Raw genomic sequence first — 19,439 nt, 5'->3', positions numbered from 1 at the left:
GCGGCCCTGCATGTCTGAGCGCTGGGCGCGGGCCGAGGAGCGCTACCGCCAGAAGGAGGCCGAGCGCCGCTACAAGCGCAGGGCCCCCGCGACCGCCGAGCCCGAGTGGGACGGCTACGACGACGAGACCAGGGTCATCCCGCGCTACGACGACGAGCTGCCCGGCGGCTACCCCGACGAGCCGTACCAGGCGGGCGCCTACCCCGGCGACGGGGTCTACCCGGACGCGGAGCCCGGCCACGCCGACCCCGAGCACTACCCGGACGAGGAGCCGCCGCGCCGCCCCGCGAATCGCAGGCCGCGCCCGTCCGGTGAGCCGCGGCGGCGCCGGGAGGGCGAGGAGCCGCGCCCGCGGCGTGGGTCCGGCCGGAAGTCCTCGCGGATCGCCTCCCGCAAGGCCGAGGAGCGCAAACGCCGCAGGCGCAACTTCTGGCTCATCGGCGCGCTCTTCGCGGTGCTGGTGGTGGCCGCGGTCGGCTACGTCGGCAGCAAGCTGATCGGCGGGTACACCCCCGCCGAGGACTTCGCCGGCCCCGGCGGCGACCCGGTGGTGGTGGAGGTGAAGCCCGGCGACACCGCCACCCAGATCGCCGCCTCCATGTACGACCGCGGCGTGGTCGCCAGCAGCGCCGCCTTCTACGAGGCGGCCGTGCAGAACTCCGCCATGAGCGGCGTGCAGCCCGGCTTCTACGCCATCGCCGGCCGCAGCCCCGCCAAGTCGGCCGTCGCCGAGCTGGTCGGCGGCAAGGCCAGGGTGGGCAATGTGGTGGTCTCCGAGGGCAGGCAGCTGCACGACCAGCACGACGTGAACACCGGCTCGCGCAAGGAGGGGATCTACACCAAGATCGCCGCGGCGAGCTGCATCGGCACCAAGTGCGTGACCTACCAGGAGCTCGACGCCGCCGGCGCCTCCGCCGATCTCGCCGCGCTCGGCGTCCCGGAGTGGGCGCGCGCGGCGGTGCGCGAGGTCCCGGACCGGCAGCGGCAGCTGGAGGGGCTGATCATGGCGGGCTCCCTGGATTTCGATCCGAGCGGCACCGCGCAGCAGATCCTGGCCCAGCTGGTGAGCGCCAGCGCGCGCAGCTACGAGGCCGCCGGGCTGCTGCAATCCGGCGCCACCAACCAGCTCACCCCCTACGAGACGCTGATCGCCGCCTCGCTGGTGGAGCGCGAGGCGCTGCCGCAGGACATGGGCAAGGTGGCCAGGGTGATCGTCAACCGGTTGAAGGTGGACCAGCCCCTGCAGTTCGACTCCACCGTGAACTACGCGCTGGACAAGACCGAGGTGGCCACCACCGACTCGGACCGGGCCACCAAGACGCCCTGGAACACCTACGCCATGGCCGGGCTGCCCGCCACCCCGATCTCCTCGCCCTCGCTGGAGGCGCTGAAGGCCATGGAGAACCCCACGCCCGGGGTGTGGCTGTACTTCGTGACCATCGACCAGCAGGGGACCACGCTCTTCACCGAGTCCTACGCCGAGCACCTGCGCAATATCGACCGCGCCCTGGAGAGCGGAATCCTCGACAGTGGGCGCTGACCCCCGCCGGGCGGCCGTGCTCGGGAGCCCGATCGCGCACTCGCGCTCGCCGCAGCTGCACCTCGCGGCCTACCGGGCGCTCGGGCTGGACTGGAGTTACGAGCGGATCGAGTGCGATGCCGCCGCGCTGCCCGGGCTGGTCGCCGGGCTCGGGCCGGAGTGGGCCGGGCTCTCGGTGACCATGCCGGGCAAGGAGGCGGCGCTCGCCGTCGCCACCGCGCGCACCGAGCGCGCGGTGCTGGTCGGCTCCGCCAACACGCTGGTGCGGACCGCCGAGGGGTGGCGGGCCGACTGCACCGATGTCGACGGGGTCGCCGGGGCGCTGCGCGCGGCCGGAATCGAGCGGGTCACCCGGGCCGTCGTGCTCGGCGCCGGCGGTACCGCCCGCCCCGCGCTGCTGGCCCTGCGCGATCTCGGCGCCACCGAGGTGACCGTGGTGGCCAGGGACGCGGGCCGCGCCGCCGGTGCGCTGGAACTGGCCGAGCGGCTCTCGCTGCGCGCCCTGCACACCGATTTCCGGCCCGAGGTGCTGCGCGAGCACTGCGCCGCCGCCGACGTCGTGATCAGCACCGTGCCCGCCGACGCGGCCGGTGCGGTCGCCGACGCGGTCGCCCTCGCGCCGGTCGTCCTCGACGCGCTCTACCATCCGTGGCCCACCCCGCTGGCGAGCGCCGTCGCGGCCGCCGGGCACACCGTGGTGAGCGGCCTCGAGATGCTGCTGAACCAGGCTTTCGGACAGGTCGAGCAGTTCACCGGGCAGCCCGCGCCGCGCGCCGCCATGCGCGCCGCGCTCGCCGCGACGCTCGCGGGCTGACCGGATCCGCCCGTCTCGGACACCCCGGACCGGGCGACCCCGGCATTTCCGCAGGAGCGGTACGGTGCCTTGGTTATGGTGATGGGCATGAACGGTAGGTGGACATGAACACATGGGTACTGCGCGCGGTGGTTCTCGGCGCGCTGGTGGTGTTCCTGCGGGCCGTGCTCGGCTTCGCGATGGTGAACTGGCCCACCCACGGCGCGCTGCTGCGGCTGCTGTGCCTGCTGGTGCTGGTGGCGGCGGTCGTCGCCTGGGGTGTGCTGGACGGCAGAGCCGACCGCGGGCGCGTCGAGCGCGGCGGCCAGGGCGCCGACCTGACCATGCGCTGGCTGCGGGCCGGGCTGGCGGGCGGAATCGGCAGCGGCCTGGTTGCCTGGATCCTGGACTTCCTGCCCCGGTTCGACCTCGGGGACAACGGGCTGCTCTTCGAGCTCACCGCCGGAGCGGCGTTCATCGTGCTGCTGATCTTCATTCCCGCCCTGATCGGCGCCGCGATCGGCCGCCGAGTCGGTGGGGGTCGCAAGACCCGTGCGGAGCCGCAGGCCGCGCACGCGTAGTTCCGTCCGGCGGCGGTCGTCTCGTCGGGGCGGCGCTGCTGGTGACCACGTCGCCCACAAGGGAAGGAGCGGCCCCGGGAGGGGCCGCCCCTTCCGGCGTCAGAGCAGGACGGCGCCGTTGTCCGGCGTCGGCTGCTTCGCCACCACCGAGTAGGCGGCGGCGAGCAGCGCCGGATCCGGGCCCTCCAGGCGGCCCGGCTTGGCGAGCCCGTCCAGCACCACGAACCGCAGCACCCCGGAGCGGGTCTTCTTGTCGGTCTGCATCCCCTCGAGCAACTGCGGCAGCGCATCCGCGTCGTACCCGGTGGGCAGCCCGAGCGCGGCCAGAATGCTCCGGTGCCGGTCGGCGGTGGCATCGTCCAGCCGCCCGGCCAACCGCCCCAGCTCGGCGGCGAACACCAGCCCGACCGAGACGGCGGCCCCGTGCCGCCAGCGGTAGCGCTCGCGGCGCTCGATGGCGTGGCCGAGGGTGTGGCCGTAGTTCAAGATCTCGCGCAGCCCCGCCTCCTTGAGGTCGGTGCCGACCACATCCGCCTTCACCTGGATGGAGCGGCGGATCAGCTCGGGCAGCATATCGCCGGTCGGATCGAGCGCGGCCTGCGGATCGGCCTCGATGAGGTCGAGGATCACCGGGTCCGCGATGAACCCGGTCTTCACGATTTCGGCCATCCCCGCCACGATCTCGTTGCGCGGCACCGTCTCCAGCGTCACCAGGTCGACCAGCACGGCGGCGGGCTCGTGGAAGCTGCCGACCAGGTTCTTGCCCGCCTCGGTATTGATCCCGGTCTTCCCGCCGACCGCCGCGTCCACCATGGCCAGCAGCGTGGTCGGCACGTGCACGATGCGCACTCCGCGCATCCAGGTGGCGGCGACGAAACCGGCCAGGTCGGTGGCGGCGCCGCCGCCCAGGCTCACCACGACGTCGTTGCGGGTCAGCCCGATCCGGCCGAGCACCTCCCAGCAGAACCCGGCCACCGCCAGGTCCTTGCCCGCCTCCGCGTCCGGGATCTCGATCCGGTGCGCGTCCACCCCGGTCTCGGCGATCGCGGCGCGCACCGCCTCCGCGGTCTCGGCCAGCGGCGGCTGGTGGAAGATCGCCACCGAGCGGACGCCGCCGCCCGCGGTGACGGACTCGACGAGTTCGCCGAGCAGCCCGCGGCCGACGATCACCTCGTACGGATCGGCGGTGCGGACCTGGAGACGGATCGGCTCTGTCACGTGTGCTCCGAATCTGTGCGTGTGGTCTGAATGCGGTTGCGCCCGCGGGCACGCCGGGCCCGCGGGCGCCGCGCCCGCCCCCCGCCCTCGGCGGGCGGATCTCCCGCTGCGGCCGCGTCGGCGTTCGGCCCCGCGGCCCCTGAACCTCGGGCGGCACCTGCTCGAGCCGCCGCGCCGGTACCCGGCTGGGTCGCCCCGCCGCGATCACCGGCCGGGCCGGGTCGCTCTCCGGCGTCGGGTGAGCCGATGGTGCCGGAGCCACCCGCGGTGCCGGAGCGGCCTGTGCTTCCGGCTTGCCCGGCCGCACCTGGACGCTCTGTGGCTCCGGCAAGCCCGGCCGCACCGGAGGAACGCTCTGTGTTCCCGGTCCGCGAAGCCGTGCCGGAGGTGTCCGGCCTGTCGACGCCGGTCGAGGCGCCGCTGGTGGCGGCGCCATCGGGCCGGCGCCCGGTGGCGGTGATCCGCCGCTTGCGCCGCCGCCGCCGCGGAGCGCGGGCCGCGGCACCCTCGGCGGCGACGCGATCACCGGATATGCGTTCGGTGGCGGCGCGCTCCGGCGCGTTCCTGGTGCCGCCGGCCGCCTTCGCGGCCCGCTCGGCATCACCGCGCCCACCCTGCTCCTGACCCCGCCGCGCGGCCGCGCGGGCCCGTGCCCTGCGGCGCGCCCTGGACCGGCTGCCGGGCGCGGGCACCGGCCCGGCCGGGGGCACGGCCACCTCGGGTGCGTCGACCTCGACGCCCAGCTCGGCGAGGATGGCCCGCACCACGCGCCCGGGGCTGCGCCCATCGGTGCGCACCCGGATGCTTGCGACCTCGCGGTAGAGCGGCCGCCGGATGCGCATGAGCTCCCGGTACTTGGCCCCGGGGTCGGCGCCGTTGAGCAGCGGCCGCCCGGTGCTCGCCCCGGTCCGGCGCAGCCCCTCGGCGACGCTGATCTCCAGGTACACCACGGTGCGCTCGCGCAGCAGCGCCCGCGTGCTCTCGGAGAGCACGGCGCCCCCGCCGAGCGAGACCACGCCGAGTTCGCCGAGCACCGCGCGCCGCACGACCCGCTCCTCGATCCGCCGGAACTCCGGCTCGCCGTCGGCGGCGAAGATCTCCGGGATGGTCCGCCCGGCCTCCTCCTCGATGCCGGCGTCGGTGTCGTACAGCGGGACGCCGAGCTCCCTGGCCAGCTTCCGGCCGATGGTCGACTTGCCCGCGCCGGGCGGTCCGACCAGCACCACGCGCGGGGCGTGGGGGCCGGTCGGCGCGGTCATCGTGAGCGGCTGCCCGCCGGCACGTGCGGACGGGCCTCCAGCCGCTCGAGGTAGCGAGCGATGTTGTCGGTGGTCTCGGTGAGCGAATCGCCGCCGAACTTCTCCAGCGCCGCCTGCGTGACCACCAGCGCCACCATGCTCTCGGCAACCACGCCCGCGGCGGGCACCGCGCACACGTCGGAGCGCTGGTGGATGGCGACGGCCTCGTCCCCGGTCGCCATGTCGATGGTGGCGAGCGCACGCGGCACCGTCGAGATCGGCTTCATGGCGGCGCGCACGCGCAGCGGCTCGCCGTTGGTCATTCCGCCCTCGAGCCCACCGGCCCGGTTGGTCGAGCGCAGCACGCCGTCCGGGCCGGGCCGGATCTCGTCGTGCGCCGCGCTGCCGCGTCGCCGCGCGGTCTCGAAACCATCGCCGACCTCGACACCCTTGATCGCCTGGATGCCCATGAGCGCGGCCGCGAGCCTGGCGTCCAGCCGGTTCTCGCCGCTGGTGAAGGAGCCGAGCCCGATCGGCAGCCCGGTCACGATCACCTCGACCACGCCGCCGAGGGTGTCGCCGTCCTTCTTGGCCGCCTCGATCTCGGCGATCATGGCCGCCTCGGCGGCGGCGTCGAAGGCGCGCACCGGGCTGGCGTCCACGGCATCCAGATCGCCGGGGCCGGGCAGCTGCTCGGCGGTGCTGCGGGCGGTGCCGATCGAGATCACGTGCGAGATCACCTCGACCCCGAGGGCCTGGCGCAGGAAGTTGCGGGCGACGGTGCCCGCGGCCACCCGGGCCGCGGTCTCCCTGGCGCTGGCCCGCTCCAGCACGTTGCGGGCGTCGTCGAAGTCGTACTTGAGCATGCCGGAGAAGTCGGCGTGGCCGGGGCGCGGCCGGGTGAGCGGCGCATTCCGGGCCAGCTCGGCGAGCTCCGCCTCGTCCACCGGATCGGCCGACATCACCGTGGTCCACTTGGGCCACTCGCTGTTGGCGATCTCGATGGCCACCGGGCCGCCCATGGTGCGGCCGTGCCGGACGCCGCCGACCACGGTGACCTTGTCGGCCTCGAACTTCATCCGGGCGCCGCGCCCGTACCCGAGCCTGCGGCGGGCGAGCTGCGCGGAGATCTCCTCCGACGTCACCTCGACGCCGGCGACCATCCCGTCGAGGAGGGCGACGAGAGCGGGACCGTGGGATTCTCCGGCAGTTATCCAGCGCAACACGGGTTCATCCTCCCATGTCGGGCGGGGTGCCCGGGCACACGGTCCGGCGCGCCGGTCACGACGCCCCGCCCTGGCCGATCGCCACCGGTGCGGCGACGGCGACGAGGGTCGCGGCGCACATACCGGGGCCGTGCGGCACCGGTTGCCCGCGCACCGGCAGCCCGCGCCGATGGCGCCGCGCGAGCAGCACCAGCCCGGCCACGGCGGTGACCAGCGGCGCGAGCAGGGCCGCCCACACCCAGGCCCTGGCGCCCGCGCAGGCCGCCGCCGCGCCGAGCGCGACCGCGAGCTTCACGTCGCCGGCGCCGATCCCGGCGGGGGAGATCAGGTGGACGGTCAGATAGAGCCCCGCGAGCAGTGCGGCGCCGAGCAGCGCCGGGCCGAACCGCCCGCTCCCGGCGGCGTAGCCGAGCACGGCCAGCGCACCGGTCGCGGTGAGGCGGTCGGGCAGCCGGAGCGTGCGCAGGTCGATGACGGAGGCGAGGACGCACCAGGCGGCGAAGAGCGGGAGGGCGACGAATGCGGACATGCGTTCAGCCTGCCCCGGTGCGGCCCCGGCGAAGGGCGGAGTTCGAGCGTCTGTGGACAACTCCGGGGCTGTGCACAACTCGGCTGCTCCGGGGCGGCCGGAGCGGCCCGGCGGAGTAGTTTCGAGGCCATGCCCGATGATCCAGCGCCACAGCCCTCCGGGTCGCCCGCCGCCGGTGCCCCGCTCGTTCCCGATCACGCCGGGCGCCGCTCCGCGCTGCGCAGCCTGCTGGTGGAGAACGGCGTCGACGCCCTGCTCGTCACCGATCTCGTGAACATCCGCTACCTCAGCGGCTTCACCGGCTCCAATGCCGTCCTCCTCGTGCACTCGTGGGACACCAGGGGCTCGGAGGAGCGCACGGTGCTCTGCACCGACGGCAGGTACCGCAGCCAGGTCGCCGAGCAGGTGCCCGATCTGCGCGCCGAGATCGCCAGGGCCTGCGCGCCGCGGCTCGTCGAGCTGGCGGGGGAGTGGCAGCTGGGCCGGATCGGCTACGAGAGCCACGTGATGACGGTCGACCAGCACCGCGGGCTGGCGGAGCAGCGCACCGGGCTGGAGCTGGTTCCGGTGCCCGGGCTGGTCGAGCAGCTGCGGATGGTCAAGGACGGCTACGAGGTGGACCGGCTCGCTGCCGCCTGCGCCGCGGGCGACGCCGGGCTGGCCACGCTGCTGGAGCGCGGCGGGTTGCGCCCCGGCCGCACCGAGCGGGAGGTGGCCAGGGACCTGGAGTGGGCGATGTTCGAGCACGGCGCCGCCGGGGTCGCCTTCGAGACCATCGTCGCCACGGGCGCCAACTCCGCAGTGCCGCACCACCGGCCCACCGGGGCGGTGCTGGCCGTCGGTGACTTCGTGAAGATCGACTTCGGCGCCATCGTCGACGGCTACCACTCCGATATGACCAGGACCTTCGTCCTCGGCCCCGCCGCGGAATGGCAGCGCGAGGTCTACGAGCTCGTGCGTGAGTCGCAGCGGGCGGGGCGGGAGGCGCTGCACCCCGGCGCGCGGACCGGTGATGTCGACGCCGCCGCGCGTGATGTGATCGAGGCGGCGGGGCAGGGCGAGTTCTTCGTGCACGGCCTCGGGCACGGGGTCGGGCTGCGCATCCACGAAGCGCCGGGCATCGCGAAAACGGCAACCGGTACACTCTTGTCCGGCGTGGCGGTGACCGTCGAACCAGGTGTGTACTTTCCCGGCCGCGGCGGAGTCCGGATCGAGGACACGCTCGTGGTGCGCGAAGGGGGCCCGGAACTGCTCACCCGCACCGGCAAGGACCTGACCGAGGTCGGCTGACCCGGTCGCCGCGAATCGACAGACGCAGACAACGAGGAGACCCGAGCACAGTGGCGGACACCAGCGACTTCAAGAACGGCCTGGTGCTGAAGATCGACGGTCAACTTCAGCAGATCACCGAGTTCCAGCACGTGAAGCCGGGCAAGGGCCCCGCGTTCGTGCGCACCAAGCTGAAGAACGTGCTGTCCGGCAAGGTGGTCGACAAGACCTTCAACGCGGGCGTCAAGGTGGAGACCGCCACGGTCGACCGGCGGGACATGACCTACCTGTACCACGACGGCTCGGACTACATCTTCATGGACGGCGAGACCTACGACCAGATCTCCATCGGCGAGTCCACCGTCGGCCCCGGTGCCCGCTTCCTGCTGGAGAACATGTCGGTGCAGGTCGCCACGCACGAGGGCGAGGCGCTCTTCGTGGAGCTCCCGGTCACCGTCGAGCTCGTGGTGAAGCACACCGACATCGGCCTGCAGGGCGATCGCTCCACCGGCGGCACCAAGCCCGCCACCCTGGAGACCGACGCCGAGGTGCAGGTGCCCCTGTTCATCAACACCGGCGACAAGCTGCGCATCGACTCGCGCGACGGCAGCTACCTCGGCCGGGTCAACGCCTGACGGCTCCGGCGACCCGAGACGTGGCGGATCAGCCCGCGGACAAGAAACCCGCGTACAAGAAGCTCGGCGCCCGGCACAAAGCCCGGCGCCGGGCCGTGGACCTGCTCTTCGAGGCCGAGGCGCGTGATGTCGACCCGGCCGTCCTCGCGGACGAGCGGGTCGACCTGGCAGGCCGGGACCAGACGGTCGCGCCGGTCCACCCCTACACCAGGACCTTGGTCGACGGTGTCGCCGACGACCTCGACCGGGTGGACGGCACCATCGAGTCCTACCTGCAGGACTGGACCCTCTCCCGGCTGCCCGCCGTGGACCGGGCCATCCTGCGGATCGCCGTGTGGGAGCTGTTCCACGCACCGGACGTGCCACCGGTGGTCGCGGTGGACGAGGCCGTCGAGCTGGCCAAGGAGCTCTCCACCGACGATTCGCCGGGCTTCGTGAACGGCGTGCTCGGCAAGGTGGTGCTCGTCGCCGAGCAGGTGCGCGCCGCCGCCGCGGCCACCAGGGCGCCGCGCGGAGACGCCGCGAACTGACGCCCGGCCGCGGCGGCTGGCCTGTGCGCCACGGTGGGACGTCGTGAACTGACGTCGGTGCGGCGCCGCTCTCCGGCGCGCGCACTTGGCCCGCCCGAGAAATTCGGTCGCGGCCGAGGCGGCAGCTCGTGTCCCAACCTTCCTGTGAGGCAATCGGTCCGGGTTCGGTCCTGCCGCGCGCACCCCACCCGTATGCTGGACGCACACGTGGAGGGGAGTTCCGATGACGCGCGCGCTGGCGTGGCTGCGCAACAACATCGACGGGCTCGTGGCGCTGGTCCTGGCGTTCATCGTCGGCATTCTGGCGGTGCTGGATCTGATCGACGTGGACAGCGTCAATGCCATCGTGCTGCTGGTGCTCGGTCTGCTCGCGGGCACGCTGCTGCGCGACCGGCACCTGTCCGCGCAGGCGCTCAGGGACGCGTCGTCGGTGCAGCTGCTGTACGGCTCGGCCATCGGGCACGCGCACACGCTGGCCCGCGGCGGCACCGAGCAGTGGATCTTCAAGGGCGGCACCGGGACCTACATTCGCGCCGTGACGCTGCGCTCCTGCGTGGAGAACGCCAGGCGCGAGCAGCGGCCGCTGCGCATGCAGCTGGAGATCCTGGACCCCTCGGACGAGCAGCTCTGCAAGATCTACGCCCAGTTCCGCACCTCGCTGACCCCGGAGGGCGACCGCACCGGCGAGGCCTGGACCACCGACCGCACCCGGCGCGAGGCCTTCGCCACCGTGCTCGCGGCCTGCTGGTACCGGCAGCGCTTCACCTTCCTCACCATTGGGGTCGGGCTCTCCAAGGTGATGTCGACCTTCCGCTGGGATCTCTCGTCCAGCTGCGTGATCGTCACCCAGGAGAGCACCAACTCGCCCGCGCTCATGTTCGAGCGGGACAAGCCCTACTACCGCGACCTGAGCCGCGAGCTGGTGGCCAGCTTCAAGCAGGCCAAAGAGGTGGAGCTGAGCCGGGCCGACACCGTCCCGCTCGCCGACGAACCCTCGGTGGATCAGGTGCGCAGGCTCTTCGACGCGCTCGCGCTGCCGCTGCCCGCCACCTTCACCGACCGCGATGTCGCCGACATCGTGCGCCGCGCCCTGCAGCCGAGGAACCCGTACTGATCGCCACCCGCTGAACCCGTGAGTCCCGCCATGGAGAGCATCGCCCCGCACCCCGATTCCGACTACCGCCTGCTGCAACTGCTGCTGCAGGGCGGCCGCCCGCACGCCGTGCGCACCTGGGCCTCCGGCTACCTGGCCGCGGTGCTCACCGGGGACCGGCCGGCGCACGCGGTGCGGCACCCGCTCGGCTTCGTCTGCTTCCCGGTGTCCCGGGAGGACGGGCACGGGGTCTGCCTGCACGTCTGGACCGCGGGGGTGTGCTCCTCCTCGACCACCTCGGCGATCCACGCGCACAGCTGGGACCTGGTGAGCACGGTGCTCTACGGTGAGGTCGGTAACGAAGTGGTGGAGATCGACGCGGGCGGTGTTGCGCCGACCCATCGGCTCTACGAAATCCACAGCGGACGCGATGGCGACCAGGTGCGCGGCACGGACCGCATGGTTTCGTATCGCCGCAGGTCGCGGGAGTTCTTCCGGCGCGGCGACGTGTACGACCTGCCGCACGGTGTATTCCATCTCTCGGAGGTGGGCGGCGAGGCCGCCACGGTCGCGCTGGGCCGGGATCGGCACGGCAGGCCGGATCTGTCGCTCGCCCCGCCGCACGTCCACGACCACCGGGTGCACCGGACCGTGTGCACCCCCGAGGAGACCCGTCGGGTGGCCGGACTCGTTCTGGCCCGGCTGCGCGACGACGCCACCAGCGACCGGAGGCCCGATGAATGACAGTGGTGCGACGGTCGACCGGACTCGGCCGGGCGAGCGGAGGCAGCGCCATGCGCACACGTGAGGTGGTCACCGGCCGCACCGGGGCGGGTGGCTTCGCCGCGCCGACGGTGAGCACGGTCGCGCTCGCCGCGGCCCGGGTCGCCGTGGCGGCCGCCGAGGAGGCGGGCGCGGTGATCAGGGCGGGGCTGCACGGCGCGCTCGGCATCAGCGTCAAGGACGCGGGCGGCGACCTGGTGACCGAGCTCGACCTGCGCGCCGAGCGGATCATTCTGGACCGCATTCGCGGCGCCTTCCCCGGGCACCGGGTGCTGGCCGAGGAATCCGGGCTGCTCGAGGGCTTCGACGCCGACTGGACCTGGGTGGTCGACCCGCTGGACGGCACCAACAACATCGCCATCGGGCTGCCGGTCTGCACCGTCGGCATCGCGCTCTGCCACCGCGGCACCCCGGTGCTCGGCGTGGTGCACGAACCGGTGGCGGGTCACACCTGGTCGGCGATCCGGGGGCGCGGGGCGCACGGCCCGGACGGCCGGCTGCGCTGCGGCAGCGGCCCGGCGACCGGGTCGGGGCCGGTGCTGGCCTGGTTGCAGGGGTATCCGATCCGGCGCACCGACCCCGCCGCGCGGGCGCTGCGGCTGACGCTGGAGGCCGGTGCCCGCAGGCTCATCCAGCTCTGGTCGCCGCTGCTCTGCTGGATCATGCTGAGCCGCGGCGATATCGACGGCTTCGTCGGGTACGGCGCGGGCCAGATCGACCTGCCCGCGGGCACGCTCATCGCGCGCGAGGCCGGGGTGCGGATCGTCGGCTTCGACGGCGCGCCGCTCATCGAGCACATCACCCCGGCCGGGGGCGCGATCGACTTCGTCGCGGCCCGCCCCGAGGTGCTGCCCGCACTGGCCGGGCTGGTGGAGTCGGCGGCCGCGGTGCGGGTGAGCGGGTTGCCCGGCTGAGCGGCCCGGCGGCCGAGACCGGTGCGAGCGGCCAAGACTGGCCCCGCGGTGGAGACCGGGACGGGTTGCCGAGACCGGCCGCGCGGTGGAGGGCGGGCGGCGACCGTGCCCGGGTCGCGCGTCAGGCGGTCAGCACCAGGGCGGCGACGGCGCCGCCGGTGGCGAGCAGCGCCAGCACCAGCCCGGTGAGCGCGAAGCGGCGCAGGGGCACCGAGACCCCGTGCGCCCGGCAGTACTCCAGGCAGAGCAGTGTGGCGAGCGAGCCCCACGGCGTCACGATCGGCGCCACATTGGTGCCGATCAGCAGCGCGAGCAGCTGGGTCCTGTTCTCCACCGGGATCACCGCCTCGCCCGCGGTGTAGGCGGGCAGGTTGTTGGCGATATTGGACAGCCCCGCCCCCGCCGCCGCGGCCCGGAAGGCGCCCGCCGCACCGGGATCGGTGCCGATCAGCGCGCCCATGAGCTCGCCGAGGCCGAACCGGCTCAGCGTCGGCACCACCAGGAACAACCCCACCACGAAGACCAGCAGCCGCCACGGCAGCAGCGACCAGCGCAGCGCGGCGCGGTCCCAGACCGCGAAGGCGGCCACCGCGAGCGCCGCGGCCAGCACCGCCGCGATCCCGATCTGCTCGCCGAGCAGCGGAATCGCCGCCACGAAGAGCAGGCAGGCGGCGGCGGTGGCGAGCAGCAGGGCGCGGTCGCGCGGGCCGTCCAGCCGGACCGGCTCCGGCGGCAGGTAGGTGTCGGCGCCGCGGTGCGCCCGCCGCCAGTAGAACCACCACAGGCAGAGCGCCGTCGCCGCCAGCGCCACCAGCTGCGGCAGCGCCATCACGGCGGCGAACTCGACGGCGCTCAGGTCGATCCGCTCGGCGGCGAGCAGGTTGGTGAGGTTGGAGACCGGGAGCAGCAGGCTGGCGGTATTGGCCAGCCACAGCGTGGTCATGGCGAGCGGCAGCGGCGGGATCCGGGCCGGGCCGGCCAGCGCCAGCGTGACCGGGGTGAGCAGCACCGCGGTGGTGTCCAGGTTCAGCAGGATGGTGGTGCCCGCCGCGAACACCACGCACAGCGCGAAGAGCGCGGGGTAGCGGCCCCGGCCGGCGATGGCGAGCCGGTGCGCGATGACGTCGAAGACCTTGGCCCGCCTGGTCAGCTCGGCCAGCACGATCACGCTGCCGAGGAAGAGCAGCAGCGGGCCGATGCGCCGCATATTGGCCACCGCCTCGGCGCGCGGGAGCAGCCCGGTGACGACGCAGAGCACACCGGCCACCAGCAGCCCGATCCGCAGGCGATCCAGCGTGCTCGTCGTACCTGGCGAGGAGGGTTCGACCGGCTCGGGCACGACCCCATCATGGCAGTAATCGCCTGCGGGACATGTCCATCGGGTGGGCCATACTGTCGGGTGTGACGGATCAGGGGCGGGCACGGGACTTCTTCGTCAGCTATTCACCGGCGGACGAGCGCTGGGCGACCTGGCTGGCCTGGCAGCTGGAGACGGCCGGGTACAGCACGCTCATCCAGGCGTGGGATTTCGTGCCCGGCACCAACTTCATCGACTTCATGGACCGCGGCGTGCGGGATTCGTCGGTGATGCTGGCGCTGCTCTCGGAGCACTACCTGGCCTCCCGGTACGGCACCATGGAGTGGCAGGCCGCCATGCGCACCGACCCGGGCAAGCTCATCCCGGTGCGGATCGGGGAGTGCGCGCCGGAGGGGCTGCTCGCCACGCTCACCTGGATCGACCTGCTCGGCGTCACCGATGCGGAGCGGGCCCGCGCGGTGCTCTTCGACCGGGTGCGGCAGGTGCTGGCCGGGCGGAACAAGCCCGCCGCCGCGCCCGGCTTCCCGGTCGGCCGCTACGACGACCGGCACTTCCCGGAGCTGGAGCGGGTCGCGGCGGCGGCCGCCGAGCGCGCCAACCGGCACGTCCCGGTGGCGGAGCCGGGCTTCCCCGGCACGCCGGGCGGCGCGCCGCGGCAGCCCGGCGTGAGCGTGCTGCACATCGCCGGGCCGCGCTTCGGCCGCGGCCTGCTCGGCGCCGAGCCCGGCACCGCCCGCGACCTGCAATCCCGGATCTGGGCGAATGTCACGCACGCGGTGGACGCGGGGGTGCCCGCGCCGGAGCTGCTGCTGGTCTCCGGTGATCTCACCGAGTCCGGCAAACCCAAGGAGGCGGACGAGGCGCTCGCCTTCCTCACCGGACTCCGGGTGCTGCTCGGCCTGGAGCCGGACCGGATCGCGGTGGTGCCGGGCAACCACGACGTCTCCAAGGCCGCCTGCCACGCCTACTTCCTGAACTGCGAGGCCCGCGACCGCACCCCGCAGCCGCCCTACTTCCCCAAGCTGGAGCAGTTCACCCGGCTCTTCGGCGAGCTGTACCAGGGGCTGGAGCACCTGGTCTTCGACGTGGGGCAGCCGTGGACGCTGTTTCCCGTCCCGGCGCTGCGGGTGGTGGTGGCCGGGCTCGACTCCACCATGGCCGCCACCCACCTGCCCGAGGACGACCACGGGCTGCTCGGCGAGGTGCAGGCGGCCTGGTTCGCGGAGCGGCTGCGCGCCTTCGAGAACGACGGCTGGCTGCGGATCGGGCTGCTGCGGCACGACCCGCTGCCCGGCCCCGGCGGCGATCCGCGCGACCCCGCGCTGCTGCACGACGTGCCGGTGCTCAGCAGGCTGCTCGGCAACCGGCTCAACCTGCTGCTGCACGGGCCGGGCCCGGGCGGCGTGCTCGCCGACCGGCTGGACGGCGTGCTGCCCGTGCTGCCCGCCGCCGCGCCCGGCGCCGCGGAGATCCTGCACATCACCGCGGACGGCGTCGCCCGCTACCCCGCGGGCGCCACCGAGCCCGCGGCGCTGGTCCCGGTCGAGTTCACCAGGGCCACTGCGGCGCTCACCGCCGCCGCCGAGGTCCCCGCGCTGCCCGCTCCGCCCGCCGACGACCCGGCGCTCGACCCGCACGACCGGCTGCTGGCCAGGGTCGCCGAGGTGGTCGAGGCCAGGCACCCCGGCGCCACCGTGCGCCGGGTGGCGGCGGCGCCGCCGCACCTGCTGGTCACCAGGGACGCGGACGGCGTCACCGTGCAGTCCCGGGTGGCGGTGCACGTCGGCGAGGTGACCCGCGAGGTGGTGGAGGCGGTGCTCGCGCACGAGCCGGGGTTCGGCTCCGAGCTGGTGTACCGGGGCGCGCCGCCGTCGCGCTCGCTGCGCGAGCAGGCCGCCGGGTACGGGCTTCGGGTGCGCAGCTTCAGCGAATTCCAGGGGCTGCTCGACCTCGACGACTACCTGACCGGGCAGGCCGCCCGGCTGCGCACCGACCAGCGCTACCCGCCGGAGCTGTACGTGCCGCAGCGCTTCCGCGTCCTCGACCACGGCGACCAGCGGGTCGAGGACGACCTGGTCGCCGAGCTGCTCCGGGTGGTCGCCGCCGACCAGGGCCGGTTCGTGCTCGTCCTCGGCGATTTCGGGCGCGGCAAGACCTTCGCGCTGCGCGAGCTGGCCCGCCGGATCACCGAGACCATGCCCGCGCTGGTGCCGATCCTGGTGGAGCTGCGGCACCTGGACAAGACGCACTCGGTGGACGCCCTGGTCGCCGCGCACCTGGCCAACCACGGCGAGGACCGGATCGACCTGAAGGCGCTGCGCTACATGCTCGCCGAGGGCCGGGTGGTGCTGCTCTTCGACGGCTTCGACGAGCTGGTGAACCGGATCAGCTACGAATTCGCCGCCGACCACCTGGAGACGCTGCTGCGCGCCGCCGAGGGCAAGGCCAAGATCGTGGTGGCCGCGCGCACCCAGCACTTCGCCTCGCGCGCGCAGGTGCTCACCGCGCTCGGCGAGCGGGTCGGGGCGCTGCGCGAGCGGCGCATCCTCGGCATCGAGGAGTTCGGCCCGGCGCAGATCCAGGCCTTCCTGGCCAATCGGTACGGCGGCGACACCGCGCGCGCCGAGGCCAGGATGCGGCTGCTCACCGGGATCGAGGAGCTGCTCGGGCTGGCCCGCAACCCGCGCATGCTCAGCTTCATCGCCGACCTGGACGACCGCCGGCTGCGGGCGGCGGCCGGGGCGCGGCAGGCGGTCGGCGCGGCCGGGCTGTACCGGGAGATCCTGGAGTTCTGGCTCTCCTATGAAGCGGAGCGAGCCGGTGGCGGCCCCGGTTCCCAGCCGGGGCTGCGGCTGACCGAGATGTGGCAGGCCGTCACCGCCTTCGCGCTGCGGGTCTGGGAGACCGGCGAGCCGTACCTGCGCCGCGCCGAGCTCACCGACGTCGCGCGCGAGCTGGTGGAGCTGGCCGGGCCGCAGCGGCTCTCCATCCCGCAGTCGGCGCACGCCATCGGCTCCGGCAGCCTGCTGGTGCGCACCGAGGAGGACCTGTTCGGCTTCATCCACGCCTCGGTGGCGGAGTGGCTGGTGGCGGATCATATCGCGGACCGCTTCCGCGGCGGCGACCGCACCCCGCCGCAGCTCGCGCAGGCGCTGCTCTCCCCGCTCTCGGTGGACTTCCTCTGCGACCTCACCGATGCCCGCTCGCTGCGCGAATGGGCCGAGGCGGTGCTGGCCGAGCCGGACGCCGACGAGGTGCTGCGCACCAACGCCATCCGGGTGACCACCCGGCTGCGCACCTCGCGCTCGGCCGACCTGCGCGGCGCGATGCTGGCGGGGGAGGACCTCTCCTACCGCGACCTGCGCGAGGTCGACCTCACCGGCGCCGACCTCACCGGCGCCCGGCTGGTCGGCACCGACCTGCGCGGCGCGGTGCTGCGCGATGCCGGGCTGGTCGGGGTCCGGCTGGACGAGGCCGACCTCTCCGGCGCCGATCTCACCGGCGCCGACCTGAGCCGCGCCCGGCTCACCCGCACCGACCTGACCGGCGCGCGCACCGACGGCGCGCGCTGGCTGCGCACCGCGCTGCTCGCGGTGACCGGCGCCCCGGACGGGCTGGACCGGCTCGGCGCCGCGGTGCTGCCCGGCGGCCGGGCCGTCACCGAGTTCGCGCCCGCCGCGCTCGGCGTCCGGCACGGCTTCCACGCCAGGCACGGCAGGCTGCCGCAGCCCATCGCCTACAGCCCGGACGGCGGCACCATCGCCATCGGCAGCGACGACGGGGGCGTGCACCTCTACGACGCCGACACCGGCCGTCCGCTGCGCACCCTGCAGGGGCACCGGGCCCGCACCTTCGCCGTGCTCTACGCGGGATCGCTGCTGATCAGCGGCTCCGGTGACGGCAATGTCGGGCTGTGGGACCCGGGGACGGGGGAGAGCAGGAACATCCTGCGCGGACACCGCGAATGGGCCTGGCCGGTGGTGGCGGGTGATGGGCTGCTCGCCACCGGCGACGCGGAAGGAGTGCTTCGAGTCTGGTCGCTGCCCGACGGCGAGCTGCGGCACGAGACCGAACCGGCGGGGCCGGGCGAGCTGATCTACACCCTCGCCGTGCACGGCTCCCGGCTGGCCGCCGGGTACCGCGACGGCACGGTCCGGGTCTGGGACGCCGGGACCGGCGCCGAGCTGCACCGCTTCACCGCGGCGAGCGGCGCGGTCTACCGGCTCGCCTTCGACCCCACCGGCACCGTGCTCGCCATCGGCGGCGGCCGCGGCGCGCTGGCACTCTGGAACCCCGCGACCGGGCTGCACGAGCTGGCCGGGCACACCGGCGCGGTCTACACGCTGGCCTTCCACCCGGCCCGGCCGCTGCTCGCCTCCGGCGACACCGACGGCGTGATCCGGCTCTGGGACACCGAGACCGGCGCACTCGCGCACACCGCCGCCGACCACGCCGCGGCGCTGTACTGGGTCGCCTTCGACCACGCCGGTGACCTGCTCGCCTCCGCCGACAGCGCGGGCGTGGTCTGCGTGCGCGCTGCCGACACCGCGGTCACCGGGCATCGGCTCACCGCGCACACCGGGTCGGTGTGGCCCTTCGCCTTCCGGCCCGGCGGCGGCCAGCTGGCCGTCACCGACGACCAGTTCACCACCCGGCTCTGGGATCCGGGCACGGGGCACTGCAGGCACACCCTCGCCGGGCACGGCCGCAGTATTCGCACCGTCGCCTTCAACGCCGACAGCAGCCTGCTCGCCGCCTGCGGCAACGACGGCAGCGTCCGGCTCTGGGACCCGGTCACCGGCGGTGCCGGGCGCCGGCTCGTCGGCAGCGAGGACCGGCTGGTCACCTACGAGTCCGCGGCCTTCGTCCCCGGCAGGCCGCAGACCCTGGCCACCGTCGGCAACGACGGCAGGCTCAGCATGCTCGACCTGAGCACCGACCTCTACGAGCGGCATCTGGGGGTCGACGCCGCGCCCATCTGGGCCAGCGCCTTCGACCCCACCGGCACGCTGCTGGCCACCGCCAACGACGACGACACCGTCGTGCTCTGGCGGCGCACCACCGGCGCCCAGTACCTGGTGTGCCGGGAGCACCGCGGCCGGGTGCGCTCCATCGCCTTCGACGCCGCCGGGACGCTCATGGCCACCGGCTGCGACGACTCCGTGGTCCGGGTCTGGGACGTGCACTCCGGCGAGCTGCTGCGCACCCTGCGCGGCCACACCGACCGGGTGTACGCCGTCGCCTTCCATGGCGACTCGGTGATCAGCGCCTCCTGGGACACCACCGCGCGGATCTGGGACCTCGGCACCGGCGCGCTCCGGCACGAGCTGACCAGGCACAGCGACCGGCTCTGGACCGCCGCCGCCGACCCGGTCACCGGCCTGCTCGCCACCGCCGGCGACGACCTGGTGATCCGGCTCTGGGATATCGCCACCGGCACACACCTGCACACCCTGGAGGGGCACCGCCGCCGGGTTTGGTCGGTCACCTTCGACCCCGCCGGAAAGCTGCTCGCCGGTGGCGGCGACGACGGCACCGTGCTGCTCTGGGACCTCGCCGACATCGCGGCGCCGCGGATCAGGGCGGCGCTGCTCGGGCTGCCCGAGGGCTGGGCCGCGCTGGCGCCGGACGGCAGGTACAAGATCTCCGGCGACACCGCGGGGCAGTTCTGGCACGTCGTCGGCACCACTCGCTTCGAGACCGGCGAGCTGGACGCCCAGCTCCCGGAGATCCGCAGGCTGGCGCCGGACGAGCCGTTCTGACCGATACTCT

General features: G+C 74.1%; 14 protein-coding genes and 1 pseudogene. 10 read left to right on the top strand and 5 right to left on the bottom strand.

The window, feature by feature from the left end; genetic code table 11:
- Positions 1-10: 10 nt before the first annotated feature.
- The 3 genes from mltG to AB0H71_RS23060 all read left to right on the top strand — a co-directional run bounded on the left by mltG (position 11) and on the right by AB0H71_RS23060 (position 2,914).
- On the top strand, positions 11-1,540 hold the full coding sequence (gene mltG, locus AB0H71_RS23070; protein ID WP_357024401.1) for an endolytic transglycosylase MltG: 1,530 nt from the start codon (positions 11-13) through the stop codon (positions 1,538-1,540).
- The gene (locus AB0H71_RS23065; protein WP_357024398.1) at positions 1,530-2,354 is read left to right on the top strand and encodes a shikimate dehydrogenase; all 825 of its coding nucleotides are present in this window, start codon (positions 1,530-1,532) and stop codon (positions 2,352-2,354) included. The genes mltG and AB0H71_RS23065 overlap by 11 nt, the downstream gene beginning before the upstream one ends.
- A gap of 104 nt (positions 2,355-2,458) precedes the next feature.
- A complete protein-coding gene (locus tag AB0H71_RS23060) occupies positions 2,459-2,914 on the top strand; it encodes a B-4DMT family transporter (RefSeq protein WP_357024395.1) in 456 nt (151 codons plus the stop codon).
- 99 nt (positions 2,915-3,013) lie between these two features.
- On the opposite strand, the gene aroB is transcribed toward AB0H71_RS23060, so the two are convergent.
- The 4 genes and pseudogenes from aroB to AB0H71_RS23040 form a co-directional block, all read right to left on the bottom strand.
- Positions 3,014-4,132: a 3-dehydroquinate synthase gene (aroB, locus tag AB0H71_RS23055; protein WP_357024392.1), complete on the bottom strand. Its 1,119-nt coding sequence runs from the start codon at positions 4,130-4,132 to the stop codon at positions 3,014-3,016.
- Positions 4,133-4,872: 740 nt separating this feature from the next.
- Positions 4,873-5,391: pseudogene (locus AB0H71_RS23050) on the bottom strand (shikimate kinase); the annotation flags it as partial.
- Positions 5,388-6,596: a chorismate synthase gene (gene aroC, locus AB0H71_RS23045; protein ID WP_357024389.1), complete on the bottom strand. Its 1,209-nt coding sequence runs from the start codon at positions 6,594-6,596 to the stop codon at positions 5,388-5,390. The pseudogene AB0H71_RS23050 and the gene aroC, both read right to left, overlap by 4 nt.
- A gap of 55 nt (positions 6,597-6,651) precedes the next feature.
- On the bottom strand, positions 6,652-7,125 hold the full coding sequence (locus AB0H71_RS23040; protein ID WP_357024387.1) for a prepilin peptidase: 474 nt from the start codon (positions 7,123-7,125) through the stop codon (positions 6,652-6,654).
- A 129-nt stretch (positions 7,126-7,254) separates the two neighbouring features.
- On the opposite strand from AB0H71_RS23040, the gene AB0H71_RS23035 reads away from it, so the two are divergent.
- The 6 genes from AB0H71_RS23035 to AB0H71_RS23010 all read left to right on the top strand — a co-directional run bounded on the left by AB0H71_RS23035 (position 7,255) and on the right by AB0H71_RS23010 (position 12,349).
- Positions 7,255-8,415 (top strand): aminopeptidase P family protein, encoded by a 1,161-nt coding sequence (locus AB0H71_RS23035; protein WP_357024385.1) that lies wholly within the window; start codon positions 7,255-7,257, stop codon positions 8,413-8,415.
- Between the two features lie 50 nt (positions 8,416-8,465).
- Complete coding sequence (gene efp / locus AB0H71_RS23030; protein ID WP_067656953.1) at positions 8,466-9,029, top strand: elongation factor P; 564 nt, start codon at positions 8,466-8,468, stop codon at positions 9,027-9,029.
- A 20-nt stretch (positions 9,030-9,049) separates the two neighbouring features.
- On the top strand, positions 9,050-9,559 hold the full coding sequence (gene nusB / locus AB0H71_RS23025) for a transcription antitermination factor NusB (RefSeq protein WP_357024381.1): 510 nt from the start codon (positions 9,050-9,052) through the stop codon (positions 9,557-9,559).
- A 223-nt stretch (positions 9,560-9,782) separates the two neighbouring features.
- Positions 9,783-10,673, top strand: a complete 891-nt coding sequence (locus tag AB0H71_RS23020; RefSeq protein ID WP_357024378.1) for a hypothetical protein — start codon at positions 9,783-9,785, stop codon at positions 10,671-10,673.
- 30 nt (positions 10,674-10,703) lie between these two features.
- Positions 10,704-11,396, top strand: a complete 693-nt coding sequence (locus AB0H71_RS23015; RefSeq protein WP_357024376.1) for a hypothetical protein — start codon at positions 10,704-10,706, stop codon at positions 11,394-11,396.
- A 50-nt stretch (positions 11,397-11,446) separates the two neighbouring features.
- Entirely contained in the window at positions 11,447-12,349 is a 903-nt protein-coding gene (locus AB0H71_RS23010) for an inositol monophosphatase family protein (protein ID WP_357024373.1), read from the top strand.
- Positions 12,350-12,470: 121 nt separating this feature from the next.
- Here AB0H71_RS23010 and AB0H71_RS23005 read toward each other — a convergent pair whose 3' ends face one another.
- Positions 12,471-13,688, bottom strand: a complete 1,218-nt coding sequence (locus AB0H71_RS23005) for an SLC13 family permease (RefSeq protein WP_357024370.1) — start codon at positions 13,686-13,688, stop codon at positions 12,471-12,473.
- A 62-nt stretch (positions 13,689-13,750) separates the two neighbouring features.
- On the opposite strand from AB0H71_RS23005, the gene AB0H71_RS23000 reads away from it, so the two are divergent.
- The gene (locus AB0H71_RS23000) at positions 13,751-19,429 is read left to right on the top strand and encodes a TIR domain-containing protein (protein ID WP_357024368.1); all 5,679 of its coding nucleotides are present in this window, start codon (positions 13,751-13,753) and stop codon (positions 19,427-19,429) included.
- Positions 19,430-19,439 lie beyond the last annotated feature (10 nt).

Source organism: Nocardia sp. NPDC050697 (assembly GCF_040654395.1).
Classification (GTDB): domain Bacteria; phylum Actinomycetota; class Actinomycetes; order Mycobacteriales; family Mycobacteriaceae; genus Nocardia.
The sequence above is the reverse complement of the archived record's forward strand: the minus strand, read 5'-3'. Positions and strand labels throughout refer to the sequence as shown.